Origin of the sequence: Labedella populi, from assembly GCF_004078655.1 — a bacterium.
Lineage (GTDB): Bacteria > Actinomycetota > Actinomycetes > Actinomycetales > Microbacteriaceae > Labedella > Labedella populi.
This window is the reverse complement of sequence record NZ_RZNC01000001.1, coordinates 1,111,219-1,137,918: the sequence shown is the minus strand read 5'-3', so window position 1 is coordinate 1,137,918 and position 26,700 is coordinate 1,111,219. Positions and strand designations below refer to the sequence as shown.

The following is a 26,700-nucleotide window of genomic DNA, read 5'->3' as shown; positions in this document are numbered from 1 at the left end:
CACCGTGCTGTGGGACACCGGTCTCGCGTCGCCCTACCGCCGGCCGGTCCGGGAGGCACTCGCCCGCCACGTCGATCTCGAGGTACGCCTCCTCGAGATCGATCGGCGCCCCGAACGCGACGCGTCCGCCAACAGGGGGCGCGATTGGGCCGTCGGCGACGGAGCCGGCTACTCGCTCGGCGAGATCCGTGCCGTGCGTCTCGCACGGCACGAGGCGCGCCATTACACACTCATAGGGTTCCCCCGTCGCCGCCCGGACTCGATCCTACTCGGCGGGTGGGAATCGCCCGCCGACTGGCAGTTCCTGCTGCTCGCGAAGCTCACCGGGGTGCGGACGGTCGGGTTCTACGAATCGACGTTGCAGACGTCGACGTTGCAGACGCAGCTGCACGTCGGCGGGCCCATCGGATGGATGCGCCGACGGTTCTTCAACGCCCTCGACGCCGTCGTTGTCCCCGGGCCAGCGGCGCGCCAGGCCATTCTCTCCCTGGGCGTCGACCCGGGCAGGATCGAGCTCGGATTCAACGCCGTCGACGGCCGGATCATCCACGGCGCCGCGCGCCGCAAACGGGCCGCCAACGGAGTGCCCCGGGCCGACGGCCATCACTTCGTCTACGTAGGCGAGCTCATCGAACGCAAGGGCGTCGACCTACTCATCGGGGCTTTCGCGGCCATGCGGGAGGACGGCGACACCCTCACGGTCTTCGGAACCGGGGCTCTCGAGGACGACCTCCGGCGCACCGCGGTCCGCCGTGGCGTCGCGGACGCCGTGACCTTCGCCAGCTACGTCCTCAACGAGGACATCCCCGCCGCGCTCGCGGACAAGCACACTCTCGTGTTCCCGTCCCGCCAGGAGGTGTGGGGGCTCGTCGTAAATGAAGCGCTCGCGGCCGGGTTGCACGTCGTGGTCAGCGACGTCGCGGGAGCGACTCCGTTCGTCACCGGCATGAGGGGTGTCTTCACCGCCCCTCCGTTCATGTCCACGATCGCGTCGGGGATGCGCGCCTCCCGGGACGCGTGGGACGGCCCGGTCGAGGCTCCCGAAATCCTCGATTACGGCCCCGAGGAACTCGCGGACGTCTTCTTGCGTGCCCTCGCGCCCGAAGCCGGTTCCATGGACATCATGGACATCATGGACACCATGGACGAAGCCGCCGCGCCACCGCACACCGTGATCGTCGAGGACAACGTCACCGGCCACCGCTTGTACTACGTGAGGATCCTGGCCGACGCTGCTGTTCGGGAGGATCGCCGCGTCTCGGTCGTCCTCCCCGCGGCGCATCGAGAACGGGAGGAGATCGCCCTCCACCTCTCGGAGCTCGACGAGCGCATCGAGCTCCGGTACGTGAGCGACCCGGAGATCGCGGACACCGCCCGGCTGTCGTACGAGTTGCGTGCCGACCTCACCGTCGTCCCCGATGCCGACAGGATGGCCGCGACGGTCGGCCTCCGGCACGCCTGGCGCGGCCGGGGAACGCTCTCGCTTCTGATCATGAGGGACGTCGGGCAACCATCGCGCCTCCCCGGTGTACAGACCGCCAAGACCCTCCTCCGGTCAGCTCTCTTCGTCAGTGCCTCGTCCGTCGGCAACGTCCGCGTCTCCGTCCTCAAACCGAGCGGGTGGGCCGGGCGGTCCATCCTCCCGACGGCGAGCGACCCCGTGACCCTGACGGCCGGAACAGACGATGTGCTGGCCACGGCGGCGGCCTGGGGCGTGGAGCCCGGGCGATACTGGTTCGCCGTCCTCGGTGCGATCGCGCCGCGCAAGAACGTCGGGCTGATCGCTCGCGCACTCACCGGCATAACCGAACGGCCGATCGGCCTGCTCATCGCCGGGCTGATCGAGCCGCAGGCGCGGCTCGAGATCGACCGCGAGATCGAGCGATTGAGTGCGTCCGGCGTCCGCGTCGTCATGGTCGACCGGTTGCTCACCGGCCTCGAACTGGATTCCGCCGTGACGTTCGCCGATTGCGTCGTCCTCGCTCACTCCAACGAGGGTCCGAGCGGGCTCTTCGGGAAGGCCGCCGCCGCGGGCACTCGCATCGTCGCCGCCGGCGCGGCGAGCCTTCGCCATGACGCCGCGGAAGCGGGCGACGGCGCCGACTGGGTGCCGCTGACGGAGCAGAGTCTGGCCGAGGCGCTTCGAGCCGCCTCGATGAAGCCCCGCCCGCCAGCCAGCGGCACACCGGCGGTGGACCGCTTCGTGACGGCTCTTCTGTGACCGGCCCCGATCGGGCACGCGGTGCGGGCGCACAAGCGAGCGCGCTCGCCCTCGCGACCGGCGTCTCGCAGATTCTCGTGGCGGTCATCTACGTTCTGGCCGCGCGCGACGCCGAGCCGTCGGGATTCGGATTGGTCGCGGCCGCTGTCGGGCTCGGCACCGCGGCGGTCGGATTCATCGATTTCGGCACGAATTCCTACTGGATCCGGGAACGAGCCCGCGGGATCCTCAGCGCCGAGGACCTCCGGCGACGCATGGCCGCGAAGCTCATGTTCTCGCTCGTCGTCGGCATCGTCTGGACGGCCACGACGGCGCTCCTGGCACCCGAGTCGCTCGTCTGGATGGCCGGTCCCATCATGTGCGGGATCATCCTCAACCAGACCCTGCAGGTCCCGTTGCGCTCTGCGGCGCGCGCCGAACTCGTCGCGCTGTGCGTCCTCGGCGACCGCGTCGCGGCGACCGCGCTCTTCCTCTGCCTCATCGGCCTCGGATCCGGAGCCGTCGACGTCCTTTGGCTGAGCCTCTTCGTCGGGTCCCTCATCTCGAGCGTCGCGCTCCTCCTCCTCACTCCGCACGGCGAGCGGCTGCGGCTCCGGGATTCGCGCGTGCTCAACCCGTGGAGCGGATCCGGCTACTTCGGGCTGTCGACCCTCGCGATCAGCGCGCAGTCGCTCGACGTCACGCTGCTCACGATGGTCGCCGGCCCGGTTCCCGCCGGAGTCTTCGGCGCGGTCAGCCGGTGGACGCAACCGATGGCCCTACTCGCTGCGGCGTTCTCCTCCGTCACCGCGCCGTTCGTCGCTCGCGCGGGCTCCCTCGTGAGCGCGTGGTCGCAATTGCGTCGCGCGATCTGGATGCCGATCGGCGCCGTCCTCGCATCGGCGTTGGCCTTCGTCCTCGCCCCGTTCCTCGTCGACGTTCTCCTCGGGCCCGCATACGCGGGGTCCGCCGACGTCCTCCGGGTGCTCGCGCTCGCCGCGATGGCGTCGATCGTCGGACAACCGATGATGGTCGTCCTGCAGGCCCTCGGCCGCGACCGTTTCGCCGGGGCCGCGATGGCCGCAGCGGTCGTCGTTCAGCTCGTGCTAATCCTCGTGCTCGCTCCGACCCTCGGTGCGCTCGGTGCCGCGATCGCGTCGGCCGTGACCCAGGTGGTCCTCCTCGGTTCGCTCATCGCCGGGCTGTGGCACGAGATCCGTAGGATCAAGCGGACCCGGGACGCTCCCGGCACCGACGAGGAGGACGACGGATGACGACGGTGATACTCACGGCGGCGGTGACTCCGAGCGTCACGGACCACCTCGTCGTCAATGACCCGGGGACGCGCTTGCGGCAGTACCGTTCGTCTCTCGAGGCGTGGCGCGCCGCTGCCGACGCATCGGGCTTCGCTCTGGCCGTCGTCGAGACCAGTGGTGCGGCGGAGAACGACGTGACACACGGCATCGCGGGGAGCACCGAGATCCGATTCGAGTCCTACACCCCGAGCGACGACGAGATTCTCCGGGGAAAGGGCGCGATCGAGACGGCGGCCCTCGGCCATTTCCTCGCGAGCGCGTCGCTCCCGGATGAGGAGACGGTCTACAAGTGCACCGGGCGACTGTCCGTCGCCAATGCGAACCGCGTGATCTCGCCTCTCGCTGAAGCGACGTTGCGGGGTCGCATGACTCTCGACCGCTCCTGGATCGACACTCGGCTCGTGGGTGCTTCCCTCGACGTGTGGCGGGACATCGTCATCCCCGCTGGTCGGTCCGTCGACGACCGCGTGGACCAGCCGATCGAAAAGGAGCTCGTGGTGCACGCGGCGTCGCGACTCGCGGGCGGCTCGCTCTCCTGGGACCGTTTCCCGGAGCGGCCGTTCTTCGAGGGGATCTCCGGCACGTCCGGGCGACCCTACAGCGCGTCCCGCTCGAGACTGTCCAACCTCCTGCTCGCGCGCATCGAGAACCACCTGGTCCGGTTGGCCGCCCGCAAGCAAGCCTAGGTCTCCTGCTCGATCGCGACGGCCGCCCCTCCTCCGGGCTCGACACGCATGATCCTGTTCCGCTCGTCTCGGGCACTCGCGCCGACGAGCAGCACGATGAGCGCGATCGAGATCGCGAAACCCTTGTCCTCCGTCGTCGAGGCGAGGGGCAATAGGGCGACCCAGACGAGGGTCGCGCCACGCGCGGCCGTGGACTCGACGAGCCACCGAGTATCGGGGGTCTTCCGGATCACTGGATACATGATGAGGACGAGCGCCACGACGACGACGATGCAGCCGAGTATCCCGAACTTGGCTGGGAACATCATCGGCGTATCGAGCGAGAAACTCGACGCGACCCCGAGCGGATTCGGATTCGGGAAGAACACGCCGAGGCCCTGGCCGAGTACGGGGTTCGACTGAAAGATCGATGCCGAGCGATGCGTGGCCCACTCGCGCATCGCGCCGGACTGATCCTGGCCGAAGCCGCGCTCGAGCGTCGCGACGATGCCGGTGAGCCGGGCCAGGACGTCCGTCGCCGACGAGAACGCGGCCGCCGCGATCGGCACGGCGGCCGCGATCAACGCGATCGACGCGACGGCCCCACCGACGAATCTCACGGCACCCACCCGCTCCTTGCTCACCGCACCGATAACGCCGACGAGGGCGGCCACCAGGACGAAACCGGTGCGGGTCCCGGTGATCAGGACGGCGACGATGAGCGAGCATCCGAGGGCCACCCACAGGAGGTTGAATCGTCGACCGGCCAGCCCGAGAGCGAACGCGAGCGCGAGCGGCACGGTCACGGCGAGCAGCGAGGCGAGGAACGATCGCTCGACCTCCCCTTCGGTCGCGCCGTACCCACGCGATTGGATCCACACGACCGCGAAGCCACTCGCGGCGAGCACGCCGACGACGATCGAGAGGATGCGGGCCGTGCGCAACGACGTCGTCGAGGCAGCGTCGATCGCGATCGGCACGGCGGCCGCGATGAGGAGATACGTCAGGGCGTCCCGCGCCCACATCGTGGGTTCGATGCCCATGACTACCAGGGAATGGATCGACGTCACGAGGAGGATCCAGCCGGCGAGGACGGCGCTCCCCACGAGGGAGAGTCGGAACCGTCTCGCCCACTGCTGCCCGCCGATCGTCCGGAAACGGACGACCGAGATGATCGACGCGGCGACGATGCCGACCATGTAGATCAGCTTCTCCGGCGTGAGTCCGTCACCCACCTGGAAGACGAGCATCGCGCCGCCGATGAACCACACCAGCCGGACGATCGCGTACCGCACGAAGAGGTGGACGACCGGGGGCGCGAGGACGAGGACGATCGCCGCCGGAAACGCCAGCACGAGCGGCACGAGGATCACGGTGACGACCGAGCCGAGGATCGCGATCGATCGCCCCGACACCGGATCGAGACCAGGCCGCTGCCGACGGGGCGATCCGGTACGCAGGAAATCCACCGCCATTAGATGGCCGACCGACCCGGCCGGACGACCGCGCGGCAGGTGCGCCAGAGGATCACCAAGTCGCCCATAAGCGACCAGTTCTCCACGTAGTACAGGTCGAGCCGGATCGCGTCCTCCCACGAGAGTTCCGAGCGCCCGCTCACCTGCCAGAGCCCGCTCATACCGGGCTTGATGAGGAGCCGACGGTAGGCGACGTTGTCGTAGAGGGCGACCTCCGCCTCCCGCTGCGGCCTCGGGCCGACGAGACTCATCTCGCCCCGGAGAACGTTGATGAGCTGCGGAAACTCATCCACCGAGTATTTACGGAGGAATTTGCCGATGGGCGTGATGCGCGGATCGTTCTTGACCTTGAAGAGCGGTGTTCCATCGGACCCCTGCGCGGCGAGAAGTGTCTGAAGCTCCGCGTCCGCGTTCTCACGCATCGAACGGAATTTGAGCATCTCGAACGGCTGCCCATTGAGACCCACACGCTCCTGGCGGTAGAACACCGGCCCCTTGCTCGTCAGCTTCACGAGAAGCGCCACGGCGAGTAGCGGGACGCTCAGAAGCAGGAGGAAGAACGCGGAACCGAGGATGTCGAGACCACGCTTGCCGTACTTCTTCCACCCCTCGCTCCGCGGCGTCTCCACGTGGATGAGCGGGAGTCCCGCGACGGGGCGGGTGTGAATGCGCGGTCCGCCGACATCCGTGAGGCTCGGCGCGAGAACCAGGTGGTGAACGCCGGGCACGAGTTGCCAGCTCAGCTCGCGCAACTCCTCTGCGCTGAGCGCATCACTACTCGTCACCACCACGGTGTCTGCGCCGAACGAGTCGAGCGCTTCGACGACGGAGTCCGACTCCTCCGACGTGCGAACGGGAACGTCATCGATCACCGCACCCGCCGGGACGCCCTTCACCCACGCCCCGACGACGCGGTACCCCGCGCTCGTGTCACGAGCCAGCTGTGTGGCGATGTGGCGCACACTCTGCTCCGACCCGATCAGCAGCACGTTCGACGCGAACCGCCCCTGCTGGCGCTCCACCGCGAGCCACTGCCGCCACGCCCACCGGAAGAACAACAGCACGAGGATGCCAACCGGGAACGCGAGCAGGATGTAACCGCGGGCCAGGTCGATCTTGAAGATGAAGGCGACGATCGCGACGAGACCGAAGAGGCGACCCGACGCATCCGCCACGAGCTTGTACTCCGTGGACCCCTGACCGACGACTCGGTAATTGCGGGTACCACCGAACCGCAGCGAAAGGACCCACAGCACCGTGAGGACGACGGAGATGATCGTGTAGTTGACGACGAGCGGAGCCTCACCCGGCTGCCGAATCGACGTCGCGTCCCCGTCGTTCCCGAGCCACAGGAACTGCACGCCGAAGACGACCCAGATCAGGGCGACGAGATCCGTGACCGCAAGTCGGCGCGCATACGACTGACGCCAGTCCCGCTGGCGCTTCGAGTCGCTGTGCGACGGAGCTTCAACTGACGACACTGGCAGCACGTCTCCCACGTCAAGATTCGTGCCCACTGCTGGACCCCTCTAGTGGCGGCGGTGTGTCGCGTTGGCACTGGACCCCTCTACATTCGCGACCGTCTCAGTCTAGGGGCCAGCGGGTCACCTCCCCATGACGCTTCACCCGAGTCCGAGTGTCGGACGAACGGCGAACATGGGAGCGTTCGCGAGCACGAGAGCGAGACCCGATGCGTTGAAGACGACGTGCGCGACGATGGCCGCGAGAAGCCCGGACGAGCGAGCGACCACCCCGAATCCGGCCCCGGCGATGAACGTGATGACGGCGCCGAGAAGGCTCGCTCCGGCGAGCGCGTGCACGAGGGCGAACAGCAGCGCGCTCGCGAGGATTCCGATCCCGGGAGCCGCCCGACCCGAGCCGGACCTCTCGATGAGCGCCGGTTGCAGCACACCGCGGAAGAACGTCTCCTCGATGACGGGCGCCACGAGCGCCGACGCCACGAGAACCCAGACCAGTTCCGCTACGCCGGCCGACGTGCCGCCGAGACCCACGGCCCCACCGGAGATCCGGCCCGTGACGAGCAACTCGATTACGAAGGCCGCCGAGCGCACGAGGAGCGCGACGAAGACCCCGACGAGCATTCCGATGCCCGAAGACCGCCACGACAGTGCCCTCCACCAGCGGGTCCCGGTTTGCCGGCCCGCGAGCACCGCCGCGACCACGGCCGCGGCGACCAACGGCACCCACACGACGAGGTACCCGAGCGTGTCCTGCAGGGCGAACGGCACCCAGCGAGCCGTCGCCACGGGAAGGAGTACAACGGCGAGCGCGAGACCGGCCAGCGGCACGAGGAGGCTCCACTTGCGAGTCGTCTGCATGAGTGACACCGTACCGGGAGCGGCGTGGTCGAGAGCGAACCTCGTCCGGATGTATGGGAGCATGATCCGGAGGCGACCGGTCGGCGCCGACGGACAGAGGGAAGGCCGCCAGCGTGGAGTTGCGCGACTACATTCGGATCCTGCGCAAGAGTTGGATCCTCATCACCGTCATGACGTTGCTCGGCATCGCCGCGGCCGCGGCGTACTCACTGCTGCAAACGCCGCAATACAGCGCGACGAGCAAGGTCTTCGTCTCGACGCAGTCGGGCGGCACCGTGTCGGACCTCGCGCAGGGCAACACGTTCACGACGCAGCGCGTCCAGACGTATGCCGATCTCGTCGCCACACCCGCGGTTCTCCTGCCGGTCATCGCGGAGCTGGGGCTCGACGTCGAGGCGGGCGGGCTCGGACGGACACTCACATCATCGGCACCCCAGAACACCTCGCTGATCGAGATCACAGCGGTGAATTCAGACCCCGTGCTGGCCGCGGAGATCGCCAACGGCGCCTCCGAGAGCCTCACGAGCGTCGTCGACAACCTCGAGCGCCCGCTCGAGGAAGGCGCCGTCTCCCCCGTCAAGCTGACCCTCGTTCAGCAGGCCGCTGTGCCGAACACTCCCGTGAGCCCCAACGTTCCCGTCAACCTCGTTCTCGGGCTCCTCGTCGGGCTCGCCCTCGGCGTCGGTTTCGCCGTCCTGCGCGATGTCCTCGACACCCGCATCCGGACGGAACGTGATGTGAAGTCCGTCACCGAGGCCGCCATCGTCGGCGGCATCGCCTTCGACCCGAAAGCGACGTCGCGTCCGCTCATCGTTCAGGACGACCCGCGCAGCCCGCGAGCCGAGTCCTTCCGGAGCCTCCGCACGAACCTGCAGTTCCTCGGCGCCGGTCAACGACACCACAGCTTCGTCGTCACCTCGTCGATCGAGTCCGAAGGCAAGAGCACGACGGCCGCCAACCTGGCGATCGCGCTGGCCGCGGCGGGCTCGCGCGTCGTGCTCGTGGACGCCGACCTCCGTCGCCCGAAGGTCGCCGACTACATGGGCATCGAGGGCGCCGTCGGCATCACCGATGTGCTCATCGGCCGTGCCGAGCTCCAGGACGTGCTGCAGCCGTGGGGTCGTTCAACCGTCACGGTGCTGCCCGCCGGCCGCATCCCCCCGAACCCCAGCGAGCTGCTCGGCTCCCCCGCGATGGAAGCACTCGTCGAGGAACTCAACCGCGAGTTCGACCACGTGATCTTCGACGCTCCGCCACTCCTGCCGGTCACCGACAGCGCGATCCTCGGCAAGCTCGTCGGCGGCGCGCTCGTCGTCGTCGCCGCCGGTCGCACGACGAAGCACCAGCTCGAGGGCGCCGTCACGACGCTCGAGCACGTCGGAGCCCCCGTCTCGGGCATCATCCTCACGATGCTGCCGACCTCCGGTCCGGACGCGTACGGCTACGGGCGCTACGGGTACGGGTATGGCTACGGCGTCGAGGACGAGAACGCACTCGCCGAGCCCACGCGCTCCGCGGCGCGTCCATAGCAGCCGTCCGCCCTCCCTCCACCCCCTCCCTCCGTCACCCCGACCCGAGAAACCCCATGACCTCCACGTTCGAGATCCTCACCGTCTGCACCGGCAACATCTGCCGGTCGCCGCTCGCCGATCAGGTACTGCGGGCACGGTTGAGCGACCTGCCCCGCGTGTCGGTCGCGAGTGCCGGTGTCTATTCGCTCGCCGGCAGCCCGATGACCCCGGAAGCGGCGGCGCTCTCGGCGGAGTTCGGCGGGCTCGGGGCCGAGCACCACATCGCGCGCGATCTCACTCCCGCGATCATCGACGGGGCCGGATTGGTCTTCGCGATGTCCCGCGATCACCGCCGATCCATCGTCGAGATGCGGCCGCGGGCGACGCGCACCACGTTCACGCTCCGGGAGTTCGCGCGCTTGAGCGAGGGAATCACGGACGAGGAGCTGAGTGACGTCGCCGCTCTGCCGCTCGACGCCGTCACCGAGCGGCTCGCCGAGCTCGTGCGCGCCGTGACCGCGCGTCGCGGACTCGTCGAGAGGCCGCTCGACCCGACCGATGACGACATCGTCGACCCGTACCGACGCAGCGACGCCGTCTACCGCGAGTCCGCCGCACAATTGGTTCCGGCTGCGGAGACCGCCGCGCGCGTGATCCGCCACGCCGCAACGCTGACGACGAACGCCACTCCCGCCGGGACTGCCTGACATGGCGAAGCCACGCCGCATGTCGGCGGAGCGTGAGTCGCGGAAGCCGTGGTGGATCTTCACCGCACTCGTCGTGTTTCTCGTCGTCGACGTCCTGCTCGTGGTGCTCGCCCTGCAATCGACGGCATCCCGGCCGTCCGGGTCGACCGTTCCGCTTCCGAGCGCCTCGCTTCCGGCGTCCGTGCCCGAGCAATCGGATACGCCCGCGCCCACCCCCGACGAGGAGTCCGAGTCCTCCGTCACGGCCGTGGCTCCGACTCGCATCCTCGCGGCACTCGACGGCGACGTCGCGTGGCGCGCGACGACGGGCGGATGCCCCGACGCGACCGCCGCTCCGGAACTGACGACCGACGGCGGAGAGTCGTGGAAGTCGACCGACATCACCGGCACCACGGATGTCCGCGCGCTGCAGCGGATCTTCGTCTCGAGCGCCGACACGGCCTCGTTCATCGGCGCGACCGGGGAGGACTGCACGCCGGAGTTCGTGCGCACCTTCGTCGCGGGTGACGACTTCGCGGAGAGCAGCGCTCAGCTCGACGGCACGTGGTTCATCCCGCCGACCGAGCGCGAAGTGGTGCACTCCCCCGGCGGTGACGTCGCCGCTCCGTGCGACGAGGCCCTCGTCGTCTCGTCGCTCTCCGCCGAGCAGGCCGCCGTCTTGTGCGACGACAGCTCCGTGCACGTCACGACCGACACCGGTTCGACGTGGATACCGCTCGACGGCACGGACGGTGCCGTTGCCCTCACCGAGGGCGACGGCGGCTTCCTCATCGCCCTCGCGGGCACGTCGGCGTGCGCCGGCGTCCAGCTCGTCCTCGCCGACACGGAGGGCACCCGGACGGATGTGAGCTGCATCGAGAGCCCGCTCGACGGCGCCGAACTCGCGGCGACGACCGCGATCGACTGGAACGCCGACTCCATCTGGGCGTGGGTGGACGACCGACTCCTCATCTCGACCGATGGAGGAAACACCTGGTGACGAACGACACCCCGAAGCACGACGACGACTCCGTCGACCGGTTCCTCACCGACTTCGAGGCGGCTGGCGAGCGGCCCTCTCGCGGTCGTCGGAGTTCGACCGGTTCCGAGCACCGTACGGGATCGGGTCGTCGTCGCTCGGGAGGCGGTCGCGGCACGCGACTGAGCCGGCGAGCCCGACGTCGTCGGCGCATCATCGGCTGGACCATCACGGGCGTGGTCGTCGTCCTCGTAGCCGCCGTCGCTTGGGTCGGCATCCGGGCGCTCCTCGCGAAGAACGAACTCGAGGCCGCTGTTCCCCTCGCCACCCGCATCACCGACTCGATCGGTGACGGCGATACCACCGCTGCCCGGCAGACATCCCGCGAACTCGTCTCCCACACCATGACGGCGGCGAGCCTCACGAGCGACCCGATCTGGCGCGCCTTCGAGATCCTCCCGTGGATCGGCGACGACCTCCGCGCCGTCCGCAACGTCGCAGGATCCGTCGACGGTCTCGCTCGCGACGCCGTCACCCCCGTCCTCGACCTGACCGAGACGTTCGGGCTCGACCAGTTCCGGCCCGTCGATGGCCGACTCGACGTGCAACCGCTCCTCGACGCGCAGCCCACCGTCGCTCGGGCGGCGGCGGCCACCACCGCCGCCCGTGATCGGGTCGAAGCCATCGACACCTCCGACACGATCGGTCCCGTGAGCGACGCGGTCGACCGATTGAGCGGACTCGTCGAGACCGCCTACGCCGCAACCGACGCCGCCGACCGTGCGGTGCGCCTCCTCCCCCTCGTGCTCGGGAGCGATGGTCCGCGCGACTATCTGCTGCTCTTCCAGAACTCGGCCGAGCCGCGCTCCGGCGGAGGCATCACGAGCGCCATGGCTCTCGTGCATACCGAGGACGGAGCCATCTCACTCACGCAGCAGGCCTCCGCGAGCGACTTCCCGAAACGGGACGAGCCGATCATCGAGCTTCCCGCCGAGACCGAGAACCTCTACGGAGACATCACGGGACGGTTCGTCCAGAACACGACGATCACTCCGCAGTTCCCGCTCTCCGCCCAGATGGCGCAAGCGTGGTGGCAGGACGCGTTCGGTACGACGGTCGACGGCGTGATCGCGCTCGACCCCACGACGCTCAGCTACCTGCTCCGGGCGACGGGGCCGCTCACCCTCGCGACAGGGGACGAGCTCACGGCCGACAACGCGGTGAAGCTCCTCCTGCAGGACGTCTACGAGCGGTACACGGAGCCGACGGTGCAGGACGCGTTCTTCGCCTCCACCGCCGCCGAGGTCTTCTCCGCGATCTCGTCGGGAGATGTCGATCCGGTGGCCTTCATCGGTGCGCTCACCCAGGCGTCGGAGGAGCGGCGGGTGCTCGTCTGGAGCTCCGATCCGGCCGAACAGTCGATCCTCGAGGGCACGACGCTCACCGGAGACCTCACCCAAAACGGGGGACACGATCGCTACGGGGTGTACGTCAACGACGCGACCGGGGCGAAGATGGGCGCGTACCTCGACTACGACCTCGGGACCGGTGACGCGACGTGCCGCAACGACGGTCGCCCCTTCCACGACGTCGAGGTCACCGTCACGAGCACGGCACCGGCCGACGCCGCCACGAGCCTGCCGCCATACGTCACCGGCAACGGCCAGTTCGGCGTCACCCCCGGAAACACGCGGATCATCGTGGCCTTCTACGGCACGGCCGGTTCGCAATTCGTCGGAATTCAGCGCGACGGCGCCGCGGCCGAGTCGCGCCCGGCGGAGGATTCCGGACGTCCCGTCGTACTCACGACCGTCGAACTCGCGCCGGGCGAGAGCACGACTCTGCACGTCAGATTCCTCGGACCCGAGGATTCCACGACTCGCTCTGTCACCGAAATGACTCCCGGCGTTCACACGATCGAAACAAAAAGTCTTCGCATCGGCTGCGAGTTTCCCTAGACTTGCTCCGGGCGGACACTATCCGCCTACCCGCTACCGGTCTCACGACCGGCAAGCACGATGAGGGACCGGTTGCGCACAACCGGGAACATCAGCACCAACTCGGTTACGCACCACCGGGCCTTTTGTCAGACACAAGCCTTCACGGGGGATCATTTGTTCAAGAAATTCATCGCGGGCGCGGGAATCGCCCTCGTCGCTCTCTTCGCCGCTCCTGCAGCCGCTCAGGCCGTGTACGCGCCGGAAGAGGACGTCATCGTCTCTGGCGAAGCGCAGCCGGGCGAGACGCTCGCCGTCACCTTCGACGAGGTCTTCACGCCGGGCGAGCAGGTTTCTGCTCAGGTCTCGGGTAACGGCCAGCCCACCATCGCGATCTTCAAGGCCGCGACCGACAGCGTCACGAAGGCGGCCGGCGCCGACGGCACCGTCGTCTTCGACGTGACCCTTCCGACCGACGCGTCGGGCACCTACTCCGTCACCGCAACGGGCCTCGAGTCCGGCATCATCGCGGCCGCCGACATCACGGTCGTCGCTGCGGACAGCGGCTCCGGCGCGGGCGACGACAGCGGTGACGGCCTGGCCGTCACCGGTGGCACCGCTCTCACCGCCATCTGGATCGCCGCCGGCGCTCTCGGCCTCGGCGTCGTGCTCCTCCTGGTCCGCACGCTGCGCCGCAACGCGAACGCGTAATACCCCGCTTCACCGCCAACAAAGGCCCCCGGATCTTCCGGGGGCCTTTGTTGTCTGGGACGACCCGAGTCTCAAGACCATCGCTCTCGCCGTAGCGGGTATCGCCGTCGTCGCATTCTTCGCGTCTCCCGCCGCCAATGCCCAGTACGCGCCGGCCCCCACCGATGAGACGCTCGTCGTCTCACCCGGTGGCACCGTCGAGATGTCATTCGTCGGCTTCGAGCCGAACGAGACAGTCTCCTTCACGCTCACCGGCAAGAACGGCGCGGGCGCGACGCTCGCCGTGTTCCGCGCCGCGATCTCTACCGCCTCGCTCGAGAAGGCGGCAGCGGCCGACGGCACCGCTTCGGTCGACGTAACGCTGCCGACGAACGCGGTGGGCGACTACACGCTCCTCGCGGCCTCGGCGTCGTGCTCCTCCTGGACCGCGGCGTCGGTCGCAAGACGACCGTCTGACCTGAGCACCACCATGTGACTACGCGTCACGACGAGAACGCCCCCGGATTCGTCCGGGGGCCTTCTCGCTTTTCGTGTCCTCGACAGCTGACGAGCGGTTCTCCACAGCCTCCGACCGAGTGAGCACTGCTCATCCGTGACCGGCTCTACCGTGCAGGTGTCGCCCGTTCGGCGTTGCCGCTCCTGGGGGCGATCCCATCGCTCGCTGCCACACGAAGGACATCATGCTCAGAACATTCGCCATCGGCCTCGGAGTACTCGTCGCCCTCCTGCTCGCCGCTCCCAGTGCGGCCTCCGCTTACGTCCCCGGAGAGGTCTCCGCCGGGACCATCACCGGCCGGCCCGCTGCCGGAGCGGTCCTCACGGTCGAATTCGACCGAGCGTTCCGTGCTGGGGAACCCGTGACGCTCGTCGTCTCCTGCCCCGGGCTTACGGATGTGGAGATCGACGATGTCGCCGACTCCGGCGGGAGCACGAGCACGCCGGTGACGGTGCCGGACGGCGCGACCGGCACGTGCGCTGTGTCGGCCTTCGGGGTCAGCTCCGGGGCCGCGGCGGTCGCGTCCTTCACGGTCGTCGATGCCGATGTGCCGGCGTCTGTGGGCAACGGGGACGGCCTCGCCGTGACGGGCGGTTCCACTCTCGCCGCGATCTGGTTCGGGGTCGGCGCGGTCGTGTCGGGGGCCGTGCTCTTCACGGTGGCGCGGCTGCGCCGGTCCACCGCGGTCTGAGGTACGGCGGCGTTAGTCCGTCGGCCCGTCTCAGGGACGCACCCCCACGGTCGCTGAGCTTGTCGAAGCGCACCATGCTCCGAGGTGGTCGCCGCCCTTCGACAGGCTCAGGGACCGGGCGCGTCGGGTCAGCGCACGGCGACCGCGTCAGCGGCGACCTCGATCTGGATGACGTCGCCGAAGGCGAGACGCTCGTCCGCCGCGTGCTGCATGCGGATGGTGAGGCCGTCGTCCGTCCGCAGTCGCGTGCGGCGCAGCGAACCGAGGAAGGTGCTCTCGAGCACCGTCGCCCGCTCGCCCCGGCCGTCCGTCGCGATGCGCACGTTCTCCGGGCGGAGCAGGACCTCGACCTCGCCGTCGGCCCGCGGCGACCGCATCGGGAGCGACGACCCGAAGATCGTCACCGCTCCCCGCGCGGCCGTCGCCGGAACGACACTCGAGAGACCCACGAAGTCGGCCACGAACGTCGTCGCCGGATCACGGTAGAGGTCTTCCGGCGACCCGATCTGCTCGATGCGACCGGCGTTCATCACGGCGATGCGATCGGAGACGGCGAGCGCCTCCTCCTGATCGTGCGTCACGAACACCGTCGTGATCGCGAGCCGCAACTGGATGCGCCGGATCTCGTCCCGCAGTTGCACGCGCACCTTCGCGTCGAGCGCGGAGAGCGGCTCGTCGAGGAGCAGGACGCGCGGCTCGGTCACGAGTGCCCGCGCGAGCGCGACGCGTTGCTGCTGTCCGCCCGAGAGTTGCGCCGGGTACCGATCACCGAACGCCTGCAAGCCCACGAGCTCGAGCGCGGCGAGCGCCCGCTCGCGCGCCTCGGCCTTCTTCACCTTGCGCATCCCGAGCCCGAACATCGTGTTCTCGAGCGCCGTGAGGTGCGGGAACAACGAGTAGGCCTGGAAGACCATGCCGAGGTCGCGCTTGTTCGTCGGCACGTTCGAGACATCGGTGCCGCCGATGCGCACGACACCGCCCTCGGGGCTCTCGAGCCCCGCGAGCACACGCAGCGCCGTCGTCTTCCCGCAGCCCGACGGGCCGAGGAGCGAGACGAACTCCCCCGCGGCGATGTCGAGGTCGAGTTCGTGCAGCACGCGATGGCCGCCGTACTCCTTCACGACGCCGCGGAACGAGACGCTCGCGCCGTCGACACCCGAGGCCACGAGCGGGTTCGACCCCGTCGTGCGCATCGTGGCGCCGGACTCGGGAGCAGAGTTGGTGCGGGTGATGCCGGCGTCGGTCATGTCGGCGTCGGTCATGTCGGCGTTGGTCATGTCGGGTCCTTCTTCGGGGTGGTGCGTCGGAGTGCCGCAGCGGTGCCGACCCGCCCGATCGCGAGAAGCAACAGGAAAGCGAAGAGCAGCGCGAGCAGGGCGAGGATGACGGCGACGTACGGGTCCTGCTTGTTGACGATGAAGAGCGCCGTCTGGAGGTTCTGCCGGTTGAGGAGTGAGGCGATCGTGAACTCACCGAGCACGACGGCGACGGAGATGAGCGACGCCGAGAGCAGCCCGACGCGCAGGTTCGGGGCGAGCACCTTCAGGAGCACGCTCCCCCAGCCGGCGCCGAGCGAGCGCGCGGCCTCCGTGAGGGTGCGGACGTCGATCGCGTCGAGATTCGCCTGGATGGCGCGGTACGCGTACGGCAGTACCGTGACGCCGTACGCGAAGGCGAGGGTCCAGACGCCCGTCCCGACGCTGCGTCCGATCGTCAGATAGATGGGCGAGAGCCCCACGACGAGCACGATCGCGGGAATGGAGAGCGGCAGCAGGCAGAGGAACTCGAGCGGACGCCGCAACGCGGGGAACCGCAAGGTCACGAGGATCATCGTCGGCGCGAGCAGGAACAGCACGATCGCGACCGTCGTGATGCTGAGGACGAGCGAACCCTGCAGGCCGCGCCAGATGGGCGCGTACTTCCCCGCGTTCGCGGGGTCGACGAGGGCCGCCCAGTGCCGAAAATCGTAGCCGCCGTCTGCACCGCGGAGGGTGAACTCGATCATCGACACGATGGGGATGAGGAAGACGAGGCCGACGACACCCAGGATGACCCACGTCGTGACGGGGCGGGGCGCGATGCCCGAGCGGCTCACGCCTGACCCGCTCACGCCCGACCGGTTCGCGCCTGACAGGTTCGCGCCTGACAGGTTCGCGCCTGCCCGGCTCACGCCTGACTGGTTCACGCCTGACCCGTTCACGACTGCCATCGGGCGGCCCTCCTCTGCACGAGCGCGTACGCGGCCATGACGAGCGCCATGATGACGATCATGCCGAGGGCGAGCACACCCGCGACGTTCTCCCGGCCGAGCACCGTCTCACTCGTGAGCGCCGTGCGGATCTGCAGCGGCACGATCGAGGAGCCCTGGCTCGAGAGGGCCGCGGCCGTCGCGTAGGAGGAGAACGCGTTCGCGACGAGGAGGAGGAAACTCGCGAGGAACGACGGCGCGAGCACGGGGATGCCGACCTTGCGCCAGAACGTGCCAGCGGTTCCCCCGAGGGTCAGCGTCGCCTCCATCCACTGGGGCTTGATGCCCGCGAGCGCCGGGAGGAACGTGATGACCATGAGCGGCACCTGGAAGTAGACGTACGGGAGGACGAGTCCGGGCAGCTCGTAGATCCACGCGCCGTCGGCAAAGATGTCGATGCCGAACGCGTCACGCAGCAGGAGCGTGACGACGCCCTGCAGACCGATCGTCGCGATGAACGCGAACGCGAGCATGACACCACCGAACTGGGCGAGCACGCCGCTCGCGGCGTCGACGATCGCGCGGGCGCGGCCGCCCTCGGGGAAGCCGAGCATCGCATAGCTGAGGGCGGCGCCGACGACCGCACCGATGATCGCGGTGAGGAACGAGAGCCAGATGGAGTTCCAGAACGTCGACAGGATCACCGGGTCGGCGAGCGCCGACAGGTTGTCGAGGGTCATCGCGCCGTCGGCGGTGAAGAAGCCGCTCGCGAGGGCGATGCCCGTCGGGAGGGCGAGGAACACGGCGATGTAGGCGCCGAACGGGAGCAGCCCGAGGACTGCCGGGGCGGGGGCGCGCCGGCGCCGTCGACCGGAGTCGACGACGCCGACGCGCTCGTGTACTGCTGTCGCCACGAAAGTGACTTAGCCGACCGCTGCGGCCCACTCGCTGCCGAGAAGCTCACCGGCAGCGGCGCTCTGGTCGGACGTCGGGACGACGACCTCGGTGGGAGCCTCGGGGAGGGCCTCGAAGAGCTCCTCGTCGATCGTGCCGGCCTCGGCCATCGCGTCGGCGAGGACGGGGCGCGCTCCGCCGGCGAGCCACAGGTTCTGCGACTCGTCGCTGTAGAGGAACTCCTGCCAGAGGCGCGCGGCCGCAGGGTGCGGCGCGTCCTTGTTCACGGCCTGGTTGTAGTAGCCCGCGTAGCCGGTGCCCGGGAGGATCTTGACCTTCCAGTCGGGGTTGTCCGCCGAGTGCGTGACGTTGAGGTAGTCCCAGTCGAAGACGACGGGAGTCTCGCCCGAGGCGACCGTCGCGCTCGTGACGTCGAGCTTCAGCATGTTGCCCGCGGCGTTCAAGTCGGAGAAGAAGTCGATGCCGGGGCCGAAGTCGTCGAGGTCTCCGCCGTTCTGCACGGTCGCGAGACCGACGGCGGCGAAGGCCGCGCCCGCTTGCGTGGGGTCGCCGTTGATCGCCACCGAGCCGCGGTACTCGTCGCCGAGCAGGTCCTCGAGTGCCTCGGGCTCCTCGAACTTCGAGGAGTCGTACCCGATCGACATGTACCCGCCGTAGTCACCGGTGAAGAGGCCGTCGGGATCCTTGAGCTCGTCCGGGATGGCGTCCCACTGCTCCACCTTGTACTCGGCGAACATGTCCGTGTTCTCGAGCGCGACCGTGAGGCCGAGGTCGAAGACGTCGGGCGCCGTGTCGAGGCCCTCGTTCGTCTCGGCGGCCTGGATCTCCTCAGCGCTCGAGGCGTCGGGCGACGCCTCGTTGATCGTGATCTCGGGGTACTTCGCGGCGAACGCGTCGAGGACGGCGCCGTAGTTGGCCCAGTCGCGCGGCAGCGCGATGACGTTGAGCTGTCCCTCGGCCTTCGCTGCGGCTTCGAGGTCTTCGAGCGAACCGAAATCGGCGAGGCTCGTCGCCGTCGCGGCATCGGTCGACGACGCGGAGTCGGCGTCGGCCTGGCCGGACGAGCATGCTCCGAGGAGCAGGGTGATGGACGCGGCCGCCGCGAGCGCGGCGATTCCTCGACGTGTGGACATCATTTCCTCTCGTGGTGCACCGAGGACGGGTCGGACTCGGTTGCCACCCGGAGGTTAAGACGGCGACGTGATGCGACGGCGACGCTCAGGTGAACGGATCGTGTCGCTCCTCCGACCGGATGGGTCAGCGCGTGTTCAGCGCAGGAGCGCGCCGAGCCAGTCGCACAGCTCGCCCGCGCGACTCGTCGTCCACACCTCGGAGAGGTGGTTGCCGTCACGGAAGACGGGGACGCCGTCACGCGTCGCGTAGCAGCGTTCCTCGTCGCAGATGTCGTCGGTCACGTCGAACGTGGAGTCGGAGCCGCGACCGCGGACGACGTCCTTGCTGACAGCGTTCAGCAGCTCGACCCCCCGGAGCGCGTCGGAGCGCTCGGCCGAGCACGAGCGGTCGGAGTCAGCCTCGACTCCCGGTCCGGGGAGGGGGGCGGTGCGCGCGACGCACTCGATCGGGTCGAAGTCGAGGCGGGGATTGTCCACGACGACGCCCGGGCGCGCACCGGTAGCCTCCACCGCCCCGAGGAACTCGTCGAGCGCGGACGACCAGGCTGCGCGCCGGTCGTCCTCCGCATCGAGGCGCCGACCGTCCGGCGCGAGGAGCCGCGAGCCGTAGGCGGCGGATTGCGCGAGCACGACGGCGTCCGGGCGCACCTCTCCCACGAGGGCGACGGTGTCGTCCTGGAAGCGACGGCACTCCTCGTCGGGGGAACCGTGCGTGTCGAGCAGCGCGACGGGGATGGCGGGGCACGACGAGCGCCACCTCACGACGAGCCGGACGCCCGCCCGTTCCGCGGCCTCGGCCAACGCGTCCTTCCAGTGTCCGGCGTGCGAGTCACCGACGAGCATGACCGTGCGGTCGGCGCCGACGTCACCGAGCTCGCACACGACGGGACCCCTCTGCGACCCGCGCTCCCGAGCGCACGACTGATCCGGGACGTCGGCGAGCGCCGCAGCGTAGGTGCGGTACGGCTCGAGCGCGACGACCGACGCTCCCCCGCCCGCGACCCCGCCGGCGGCGATGATCGCAGCGACCGTCACCGCTCCGACCGTGGCGACGGTCCGGCGTGGCGAGGCCACGAGCGTCGGCTGGAACCGCACGGGAGACTCGATGAACCGGTACGACAGCGCCGCGGCGCCCAGAGAGGCGACACCCGCAACGCAGCCCACGGCGAGCGCGCCCGCGTCCGACCGGGTCGGGAACGCGACGGCGGCGAGGACGATGAACGGCCAGTGCCAGAGGTACCAGGAGTAGGACACCGTCCCGATCCACTGCAGCGGCCGTGCCGCAAGGGCGCGAGCCACCCGGCCGTCGGAGCGCGCCGTGCCACCGGCGATCACGAGCACCGTCGCGAGCACCGGGAGGGCGGCGATACCTCCGGGAAACGGTGCACCGGAGTCGATCGTCAGCATGCTCACGACGAGCAGCCCGACGCCGAGTGCCGCGACCGCGTCGGCGACGCGGCGCGACCGCAGGAACCGTGTGATCCGAGCGGGCGGCACGAGCGCGAGCAGCCCCGCGATCGCGAACTCCCACGCACGAGTGGGCAGCAGGTAGAACGACCACGCCGGTTCCACCGGCGTCCAGACGACCGAGAGCGCGAACGAGAAGACGATCAGGGCGACGAAGGCGACGGCGAGCGCCCGCCGCGGTCGCGCACCGACCCGTCGAGCGACCCATGCGACACCGACGATGAGCACCGGCCACAGCAGATAGAACTGCTCCTCCACGCCGAGCGACCACGTGTGGAGGAAGGGGCTCGGCACGAGTCCGTCGGCGAAGTAGTCGGTCGCGCGAGAGGCGAAGACGATGTTCGAGACCGACAGCAGTGCGGCGAGGCCGTCGAGTCCCACCACCGTCCAACGCACGGGAGACAGGACGACGAGAGACGCGCACAGTGTCACGACCACGACGACGGCGAGCACCGGGGCGAGTCGCCGCAGCCGTTTCGTCCAGAAGGCCGCCAAGCGCACCGAACCGGTCGCCTCGAGTTCCCGCACGAGGATCGTCGTGATGAGGAAACCGCTGATCACATAGAAGACGTCGACGCCGACGAAGCCGCCCGGCAGGGCCGCGACACCGGCGTGGAAGGCGACGACCGGCACGACCGCGAGCGAACGCAGCCCCGTGATGTCGCCGCGGAACCCCGCACGCTCGTGCGCGCTCGATCGCCGCTCCGCCACCGGTACCCCTCACTCGTCCCGGGCAGCCTAGCGAGCGGCACGGCCGGTGTCAGGGGGTGGAACCGCGCCGGTTCAATCGGCGACTCAGTCGGCGTGCCCAATCGGCGACTCAGTCGGCGTGCTCAGTCGGCGTGCTCAGGCGGTCGGTTCCGTGACGAAGTCGATGAGCTGCTCGACACGACCGAGGAGTTCCGGCTCGAGGTCGCCGAAACCGTTCACGCGGGAGAGGATGCGCTGCCAGGCCCGCGCGATGTCCGCTTGCGTCTCGTGCGGCCAACCGAACGCCTGGCAGATGCCCTTCTTCCACTCGATGCCGCGCGGGATCGTCGGCCACGCGCGGATACCGAGGCTCGAGGGCTTCACCGCTTGCCACACGTCGATGAAGGGGTGCCCGACGATGAGGACGTGATCGCGGTAGGCGGGCTTCACGGCCTGCGCGGCGATCCGGCTCTCCTTCGAGCCCTCGACGAGGTGGTCGACGAGAACGCCGATGCGCCGCCCGCGGTTCGGTGCCACCTCGTCGAGGTGCGACGCGAGGTCGTCGACGCCTCCGAGGAACTCGACGACGACACCCTCGACGCGCAAGTCGTGTCCCCAGACCTTCTCGACGAGCTCGGCGTCGTGCCGACCCTCCACGTAGATGCGGCTCGCCCGGGCCGTGCGCGCCGTGAGGTTCTCGACGGCGAACGACCCGGACGCGGTGCGCTTCGGCCCCGTCGGTGCGGCGACCGCCGCGGTGAGGACGACCGGCTCCCCGTCGATGAGGAAGCCGCCGCCGAGCGGGAACGCGCGCACGAGACCGCGACGGTCCTCGAGCTCGACCATGCGGGCGTCCACGCGGACGACGGCGCCCACCCAACCGCTCGCCGACTCCTCGACGACGAGGTCGCGCTCGGCCGCGACCGACCGCGCGACCTTCTTGTTCTTCCCTCGCCAGTCGCCCGCCAGAACGTCGGTTCCGTAGCGGTCGAAGGGGTCGCGGGAGTCCATCACCCTGACACGGTAATCGGCGGCGGGGCACTCCCGCCGAGCCACGCCGCTCTCGGACGGGCGCCGTTCCTGGAGGAGAACTGGGAGCCGACTGGACGGATGGACGACGCCCGAGGCCGCCGCCTAGACTGCGAAGACATGCGGGAACGGGAGAGTGGGCCGATGCTGGCGAGATTCGGAACGGCTTTCGCCGCCGTCATGGTGGCGCTCCTCCCCGTCGGTCCTGCCGCGGCCGCTCCCGCACCTGTCACAGCGCCCGCACCTGTCGCAGCGCCCGTCACAGCCGCCGTCCCCGCGACTGTCACAGCCGCCGTCCCCTCGACTGTCGCAGCCGTCCTTCCCGCCGAGTCCCCCGTCGAGCTCGGGTCGGGCGTCGTCACCGACGAGGCCGGCGCCGTGGACGCGACCGGCGTCGCCGCGATCGAGGAGGCCGTCTCGCGGCTCCAGGACGAGGGACTCGACCTCTGGGTCGTCTACGTCGACGAGTTCGAGTCGCCCGCCGACGCCGAGTCGTGGGCGAACACGACCGCCGAGCAGAACGGGCTCGGCCCGAGCCAGTACCTCCTCGCCGTCGCGACCGAGGGACGCACCTTCTACCTCTCCGGCGACACGTCCGGGCCCGTCTCGGCCGACCAGCTGACGGCGATCGAAGAGGACGCCATCCTCCCCGAACTCCGAGACGGTGACTGGGCCGGAGCCGGCGTCGCCGCGGCGGACGGCCTGCTCGCCGTCGCGACGGGCGGCACCATCGGAGACGGCCCGTCGTCCGGCGGCAGCGGCGGGGGCGGCTTCTTCTGGTTCATCATCATCGGCGCGGTCATCGTAGCCGGCGTCATCTTCCTCATCGCCCGCTCCCGCCGCACCCGCGGCGCCGTCACCGGCGGCTCCGCCCCCGCGCCGATCCCGCTCGAGGATCTGAAGCGCCAGGCCGGGGTCGCGCTCGTGCGCACGGACGACGCCGTCCGTTCGAGCGAGCAGGAGCTGAGCTTCGCGGTCGCTCAATACGGGGCCGACGCCACGACTCCCTTCCGCGCGTCGATCGACACCGCGAAGGCGAAGCTCGCCGAGGCCTTCTCGATCAAGCAGCAGCTCGACGACCACATCGAGGACACCGAACAGCAGGTGCGGGAGTGGAACGGCCGCATCCTCGCGCTCTGCGACGAGGCCGACGACGCTCTCGATGCCCAAGCGGAGTCCTTCGCCCAGTTGCGCGCGATCGAGCAGAAGGCGCCGGAGGTGCTCGCCACCGTGCGCACCGAGGCCGCGACCGCCGCCGCCCGACTACCCGTTACGCGCGAGCGCCTCTCGACCGCGGCGCCTCGCTACGCACAGAGTGCCCTCGCACCCGTCGCGGACAACGCCGACGAGACGGCCAGCCTGCTCGCTTTCGCCGACGCCCGCTTCACCGAGGCCGACTCCGACATCGCCGCGCAGAAGCCCGGCGAAGCGGCCGTCGCGATCCGCGCGGCGGAAACGGCCGTCGACCAGGCCGAGTCGCTGCTCGACGCGACCGACCGCCACCTCGAGCAGCTCGGCCAGGCAGAACAGGCGATCCCCGGTCTCCTCTCCGAGATCGACGCCGAGATCGCCGCCGCCCGAGCGCGCGAGACCCGCGGAGGCGACCTCGCCGCGGCGATCGCCGGCGCGGAGACCGTCGTCGCCGAAGTCCGGGCAGCGCAGTCCTCAGGCGCCCCGATGGACCCGCTCGCGATGCTCGATCGCCTCACGACCGCGGATCAGTCGATCGAATCGGCGACGACCGAGCTCCGCGCGGCGGAGCAGGCCGCCCAGCGGGCGAACGGAATGCTCCAGTCGGTGCTCATCTCGGCGCGCGCTCGTGTGAGCGCCGCGTCCGACTTCATCTCCTCGCGGCGTGGCGCGATCAGCGAGCACGCGCGAACCCGGCTCGCGAGCGCCGCTCAAGCGCTGTCGATGGCGGAGCAGCTCGGCGCCACGGACCCCGCGGCCGCGCTCCAGCACGCGCAGCGCGCCGAGGCGCTCGCGAGCGAGGCGATGAACTCCGCGCAGAACGACCTGGGTTCGTATTCCTCCTCGCGCATGTCCACGGGGAGCGGCATCGGCGATGCGGCGACGGGCGCCGTCATCGGAAACATCCTCACGGACATGCTCTTCGGGGGCGGCGGCCGTGGCGGCTACGGGGGCGGTTTCGGCGGCGGTTTCGGCGGAGGTTTCGGCGGTTCGCGCGGCGGCGGCTTCGGGGGCGGCTTCGGCGGGAGCGGCCGGTCGCGCTCGGGCGGTGGCAGCTTCGGCGGGTCGCGCTCGCGCTCGAGCTTCGGCGGTTCCCGCGGCGGCGGCGGGCGTTCACGCCGAGGAGGCGGACGCTTCTGATGCGACCACCCATCCCCACCCGGGCCCTGACGCTCCAGGCACCCGCTGTCTCGACACCCACCCTTTCGACACCCACCGTCTCGACACCCACCGTCTCGACACCCACCGTCTCGACCGCCACACGACAGCACCACAACGGAAGGAACACCCCATGAGCAAGCAGTCGATCTTCGGACGCATCAGCCAACTCGCCCGCGCCAACATCAACGCCCTCCTCGACCAGGCCGAGGACCCGCAGAAGATGCTCGACCAGATGGTGCGCGACTACACCAACTCCATCGCCGACGCGGAGAGCGCGATCGCCGAGACGATCGGCAACCTGCGACTCCTCGAGCAGGACCACGCCGAGGACGTCCGCGCCGCTCAGGAGTGGGGCCAGAAGGCCCTCGCCGCGAGCCGCAAGGCCGACGAGCTCCGCTCCGCCGGCAACACGACCGACGCCGACAAGTTCGACAACCTCGCGAAGGTCGCGCTGCAGCGTCAGTTGAGCGAGGAGCGCGAGGCGCGAGCCGCCGAGCCACAGATCTCCGCCCAGACCCAGGTCGTCGACAAGCTCAAGTCGGGCCTCGACAACATGAAGGGCAAGCTCGACCAGCTGAAGTCGAAGCGCAGCGAGCTCATCGCTCGCGCCAAGACGGCCGAGGCGCAGCAGCGCGTGCACGATGCCGTCAAGAGCATCGACATCATGGACCCGACGAGCGAGGTGTCCCGCTTCGAGGACAAGATCCGCCGCGAAGAGGCCAAGGCCGCCGGCCAGGCCGAACTCGCTGCATCGAGCCTCGACGCGCAGTTCGAGTCGCTCGAGGACCTCGGCGAGCTCACGGAGGTCGAGGCGCGCCTCGCCGCCCTCAAGAGCGGCGGATCGGCCACGGCCCTCCCCGCCGTGGAAGCGACGCCGGGCACCGCCTACACGCCTGGTCAGTGACATCCGCCTCGGTTGAGCAGCGGGGCGGGACGAGCGCGACTCGTCCCACCCCGCTGCGGGTGCCGTCGTCGCCCGCCCACCGCGTTTCCCGTGCTCCCTCGCGAGCGGGGGACTGACGATGGCCCGCTTCGTGATCGTGCCCCAGTGGCAGGGCTCCGGCTCCGATCGTGCGATGCGCCTCGCCACCGGTGCTCAGCGCATCGCCGAGGACCTCCCCCGCGCGGCGACCGAGGTCGTCGACGTGCCGCTCGAGGCCGGGTCGGCCCTCGAGACCGGGGTCGTCCGCGCGTCGTCCGTTCTGCGCGTGCGTGAAGCCCTCGCGGCCACACTCGGCGACTCGCCCGTCCCCGTCGTGACGATCGGCGGGGATTGCGGCGTCGAGCTCGCAGCCGTCGAACACGCGGCCATCCAGCATCCGGGACTCGCCATCGTCTGGTTCGACGCGCACGCCGACCTCAACGTCCCCGAGGAGTCGCCGTCCGGCGCGTTCCACGGCATGGTGCTGCGCTCGATCCTCGGTGACGGGCCGCGCGCGTTCGCCTCGCGCGCCGTCGTGCCCGCGACCCGCACGGTCCTCGCGGGCACACGCTCGATGGATCCGGGCGAAGAGGCCTTCGCGGCGGCGTCGGGAATCACCGTGCTGCCGGGAGACGATGCCTCGAGCGACGCCGTGCTCTCGGCCCTCCGCTCCACCGGCGCCACGAGCGTCTACGTGCACGTCGACCTCGACGTCCTCGACCCGTCCGCCGTCACGGCCGTGAATCATCCGGAGCCGTTCGGGCTCTCTGTCCCGGCACTGCTCGACACCGTCCGCGCGATCCGCGCCGAGTTCGATCTCGCGGGCGCCGGCATCACCGAATTCGCCCCCGACGATTCACCCACGGCCGACGCCGTCGCGATCGGCGACGACCTCACGACCATCCTGCGGCTCATCGGGGCGCTGCGCCCGTGAGCACCGCCGAGGACGCGCCGCGAGGAGCGGCAGGCCCCTCGACGAGTAGTGACGTGCGCGGGCA

Annotated in this window: 22 protein-coding genes; 13 read left to right on the top strand and 9 right to left on the bottom strand. The window is 69.8% G+C overall.

Translation table 11 applies throughout. The annotated features are described in order from the left end of the window. Positions 1-4 precede the first annotated feature (4 nt). Genes ELQ92_RS05390 through ELQ92_RS05380 form a run of 3 tightly spaced genes read left to right on the top strand, consistent with a single transcriptional unit; the run spans position 5 to position 4,202 of the window. Positions 5-2,221: a glycosyltransferase gene (locus ELQ92_RS05390; protein ID WP_128497899.1), complete on the top strand. Its 2,217-nt coding sequence runs from the start codon at positions 5-7 to the stop codon at positions 2,219-2,221. After that, positions 2,218-3,474 carry a lipopolysaccharide biosynthesis protein gene (locus tag ELQ92_RS05385; protein ID WP_128497898.1) on the top strand — a complete coding sequence of 419 codons (1,257 nt, stop codon included), beginning with the start codon at positions 2,218-2,220 and terminating at the stop codon, positions 3,472-3,474. The genes ELQ92_RS05390 and ELQ92_RS05385 overlap by 4 nt, the downstream gene beginning before the upstream one ends. After that, the gene (locus tag ELQ92_RS05380) at positions 3,471-4,202 is read left to right on the top strand and encodes a hypothetical protein (protein WP_128497897.1); all 732 of its coding nucleotides are present in this window, start codon (positions 3,471-3,473) and stop codon (positions 4,200-4,202) included. Before ELQ92_RS05385 ends, ELQ92_RS05380 begins: the two co-directional genes overlap by 4 nt. Here the strand turns inward: ELQ92_RS05380 and ELQ92_RS05375 are convergent. From ELQ92_RS05375 to ELQ92_RS05365, 3 genes are all read right to left on the bottom strand, one after another. After that, positions 4,199-5,596, bottom strand: coding sequence for an O-antigen ligase family protein (locus ELQ92_RS05375; protein WP_166426714.1), 1,398 nt, complete (start codon positions 5,594-5,596; stop codon positions 4,199-4,201). The two genes, ELQ92_RS05380 and ELQ92_RS05375, sit on opposite strands and share 4 nt — an antisense overlap. A gap of 59 nt (positions 5,597-5,655) precedes the next feature. Then, positions 5,656-7,137: a sugar transferase gene (locus ELQ92_RS05370; RefSeq protein WP_128497895.1), complete on the bottom strand. Its 1,482-nt coding sequence runs from the start codon at positions 7,135-7,137 to the stop codon at positions 5,656-5,658. 141 nt (positions 7,138-7,278) lie between these two features. After that, a complete protein-coding gene (locus tag ELQ92_RS05365) occupies positions 7,279-7,995 on the bottom strand; it encodes a CPBP family intramembrane glutamic endopeptidase (RefSeq protein ID WP_166426713.1) in 717 nt (238 codons plus the stop codon). A gap of 113 nt (positions 7,996-8,108) precedes the next feature. Between ELQ92_RS05365 and ELQ92_RS05360 the strand changes: the two genes are divergently transcribed. The 7 genes from ELQ92_RS05360 (at position 8,109) to ELQ92_RS05330 (ending at position 15,006) form a co-directional block, all read left to right on the top strand. Beyond that, the gene (locus tag ELQ92_RS05360) at positions 8,109-9,524 is read left to right on the top strand and encodes a tyrosine-protein kinase domain-containing protein (RefSeq protein ID WP_128497893.1); all 1,416 of its coding nucleotides are present in this window, start codon (positions 8,109-8,111) and stop codon (positions 9,522-9,524) included. A 56-nt stretch (positions 9,525-9,580) separates the two neighbouring features. Further along, entirely contained in the window at positions 9,581-10,213 is a 633-nt protein-coding gene (locus ELQ92_RS05355; protein ID WP_128497892.1) for an arsenate reductase/protein-tyrosine-phosphatase family protein, read from the top strand. Between the two features lies 1 nt (position 10,214). Further along, complete coding sequence (locus tag ELQ92_RS05350) at positions 10,215-11,192, top strand: hypothetical protein (protein WP_128497891.1); 978 nt, start codon at positions 10,215-10,217, stop codon at positions 11,190-11,192. Continuing rightward, entirely contained in the window at positions 11,189-13,129 is a 1,941-nt protein-coding gene (locus tag ELQ92_RS05345) for a DUF4012 domain-containing protein (RefSeq protein ID WP_128497890.1), read from the top strand. Before ELQ92_RS05350 ends, ELQ92_RS05345 begins: the two co-directional genes overlap by 4 nt. Positions 13,130-13,285: 156 nt before the next feature. Continuing rightward, a complete protein-coding gene (locus ELQ92_RS05340) occupies positions 13,286-13,819 on the top strand; it encodes a hypothetical protein (RefSeq protein WP_128497889.1) in 534 nt (177 codons plus the stop codon). A 202-nt stretch (positions 13,820-14,021) separates the two neighbouring features. After that, complete coding sequence (locus ELQ92_RS05335) at positions 14,022-14,294, top strand: hypothetical protein (RefSeq protein ID WP_128497888.1); 273 nt, start codon at positions 14,022-14,024, stop codon at positions 14,292-14,294. A 205-nt stretch (positions 14,295-14,499) separates the two neighbouring features. Next, positions 14,500-15,006 carry a hypothetical protein gene (locus ELQ92_RS05330; protein WP_128497887.1) on the top strand — a complete coding sequence of 169 codons (507 nt, stop codon included), beginning with the start codon at positions 14,500-14,502 and terminating at the stop codon, positions 15,004-15,006. A gap of 128 nt (positions 15,007-15,134) precedes the next feature. Here ELQ92_RS05330 and ELQ92_RS05325 read toward each other — a convergent pair whose 3' ends face one another. The 6 genes from ELQ92_RS05325 to ELQ92_RS05300 form a co-directional block, all read right to left on the bottom strand. Further along, positions 15,135-16,199, bottom strand: a complete 1,065-nt coding sequence (locus tag ELQ92_RS05325) for an ABC transporter ATP-binding protein (protein WP_128498054.1) — start codon at positions 16,197-16,199, stop codon at positions 15,135-15,137. 80 nt (positions 16,200-16,279) lie between these two features. After that, entirely contained in the window at positions 16,280-17,101 is an 822-nt protein-coding gene (locus ELQ92_RS05320) for an ABC transporter permease (RefSeq protein ID WP_243694895.1), read from the bottom strand. Positions 17,102-17,202: 101 nt separating this feature from the next. Further along, positions 17,203-18,108: an ABC transporter permease gene (locus ELQ92_RS05315; RefSeq protein ID WP_128497885.1), complete on the bottom strand. Its 906-nt coding sequence runs from the start codon at positions 18,106-18,108 to the stop codon at positions 17,203-17,205. Positions 18,109-18,117: 9 nt separating this feature from the next. After that, a complete protein-coding gene (locus tag ELQ92_RS05310; protein ID WP_128497884.1) occupies positions 18,118-19,242 on the bottom strand; it encodes an ABC transporter substrate-binding protein in 1,125 nt (374 codons plus the stop codon). A 135-nt stretch (positions 19,243-19,377) separates the two neighbouring features. Further along, a complete protein-coding gene (locus ELQ92_RS05305; RefSeq protein ID WP_128497883.1) occupies positions 19,378-21,420 on the bottom strand; it encodes an acyltransferase family protein in 2,043 nt (680 codons plus the stop codon). A 135-nt stretch (positions 21,421-21,555) separates the two neighbouring features. Further along, the gene (locus ELQ92_RS05300; RefSeq protein WP_128498053.1) at positions 21,556-22,410 is read right to left on the bottom strand and encodes a DUF3097 domain-containing protein; all 855 of its coding nucleotides are present in this window, start codon (positions 22,408-22,410) and stop codon (positions 21,556-21,558) included. 162 nt (positions 22,411-22,572) lie between these two features. On the opposite strand from ELQ92_RS05300, the gene ELQ92_RS05295 reads away from it, so the two are divergent. The 3 genes from ELQ92_RS05295 (at position 22,573) to ELQ92_RS05285 (ending at position 26,636) form a co-directional block, all read left to right on the top strand. After that, positions 22,573-24,759 (top strand): TPM domain-containing protein, encoded by a 2,187-nt coding sequence (locus ELQ92_RS05295; protein WP_243694871.1) that lies wholly within the window; start codon positions 22,573-22,575, stop codon positions 24,757-24,759. Between the two features lie 151 nt (positions 24,760-24,910). After that, positions 24,911-25,684, top strand: a complete 774-nt coding sequence (locus ELQ92_RS05290) for a PspA/IM30 family protein (RefSeq protein WP_128497882.1) — start codon at positions 24,911-24,913, stop codon at positions 25,682-25,684. 118 nt (positions 25,685-25,802) lie between these two features. Further along, the gene (locus ELQ92_RS05285; RefSeq protein WP_128497881.1) at positions 25,803-26,636 is read left to right on the top strand and encodes an arginase family protein; all 834 of its coding nucleotides are present in this window, start codon (positions 25,803-25,805) and stop codon (positions 26,634-26,636) included. Positions 26,637-26,700 lie beyond the last annotated feature (64 nt).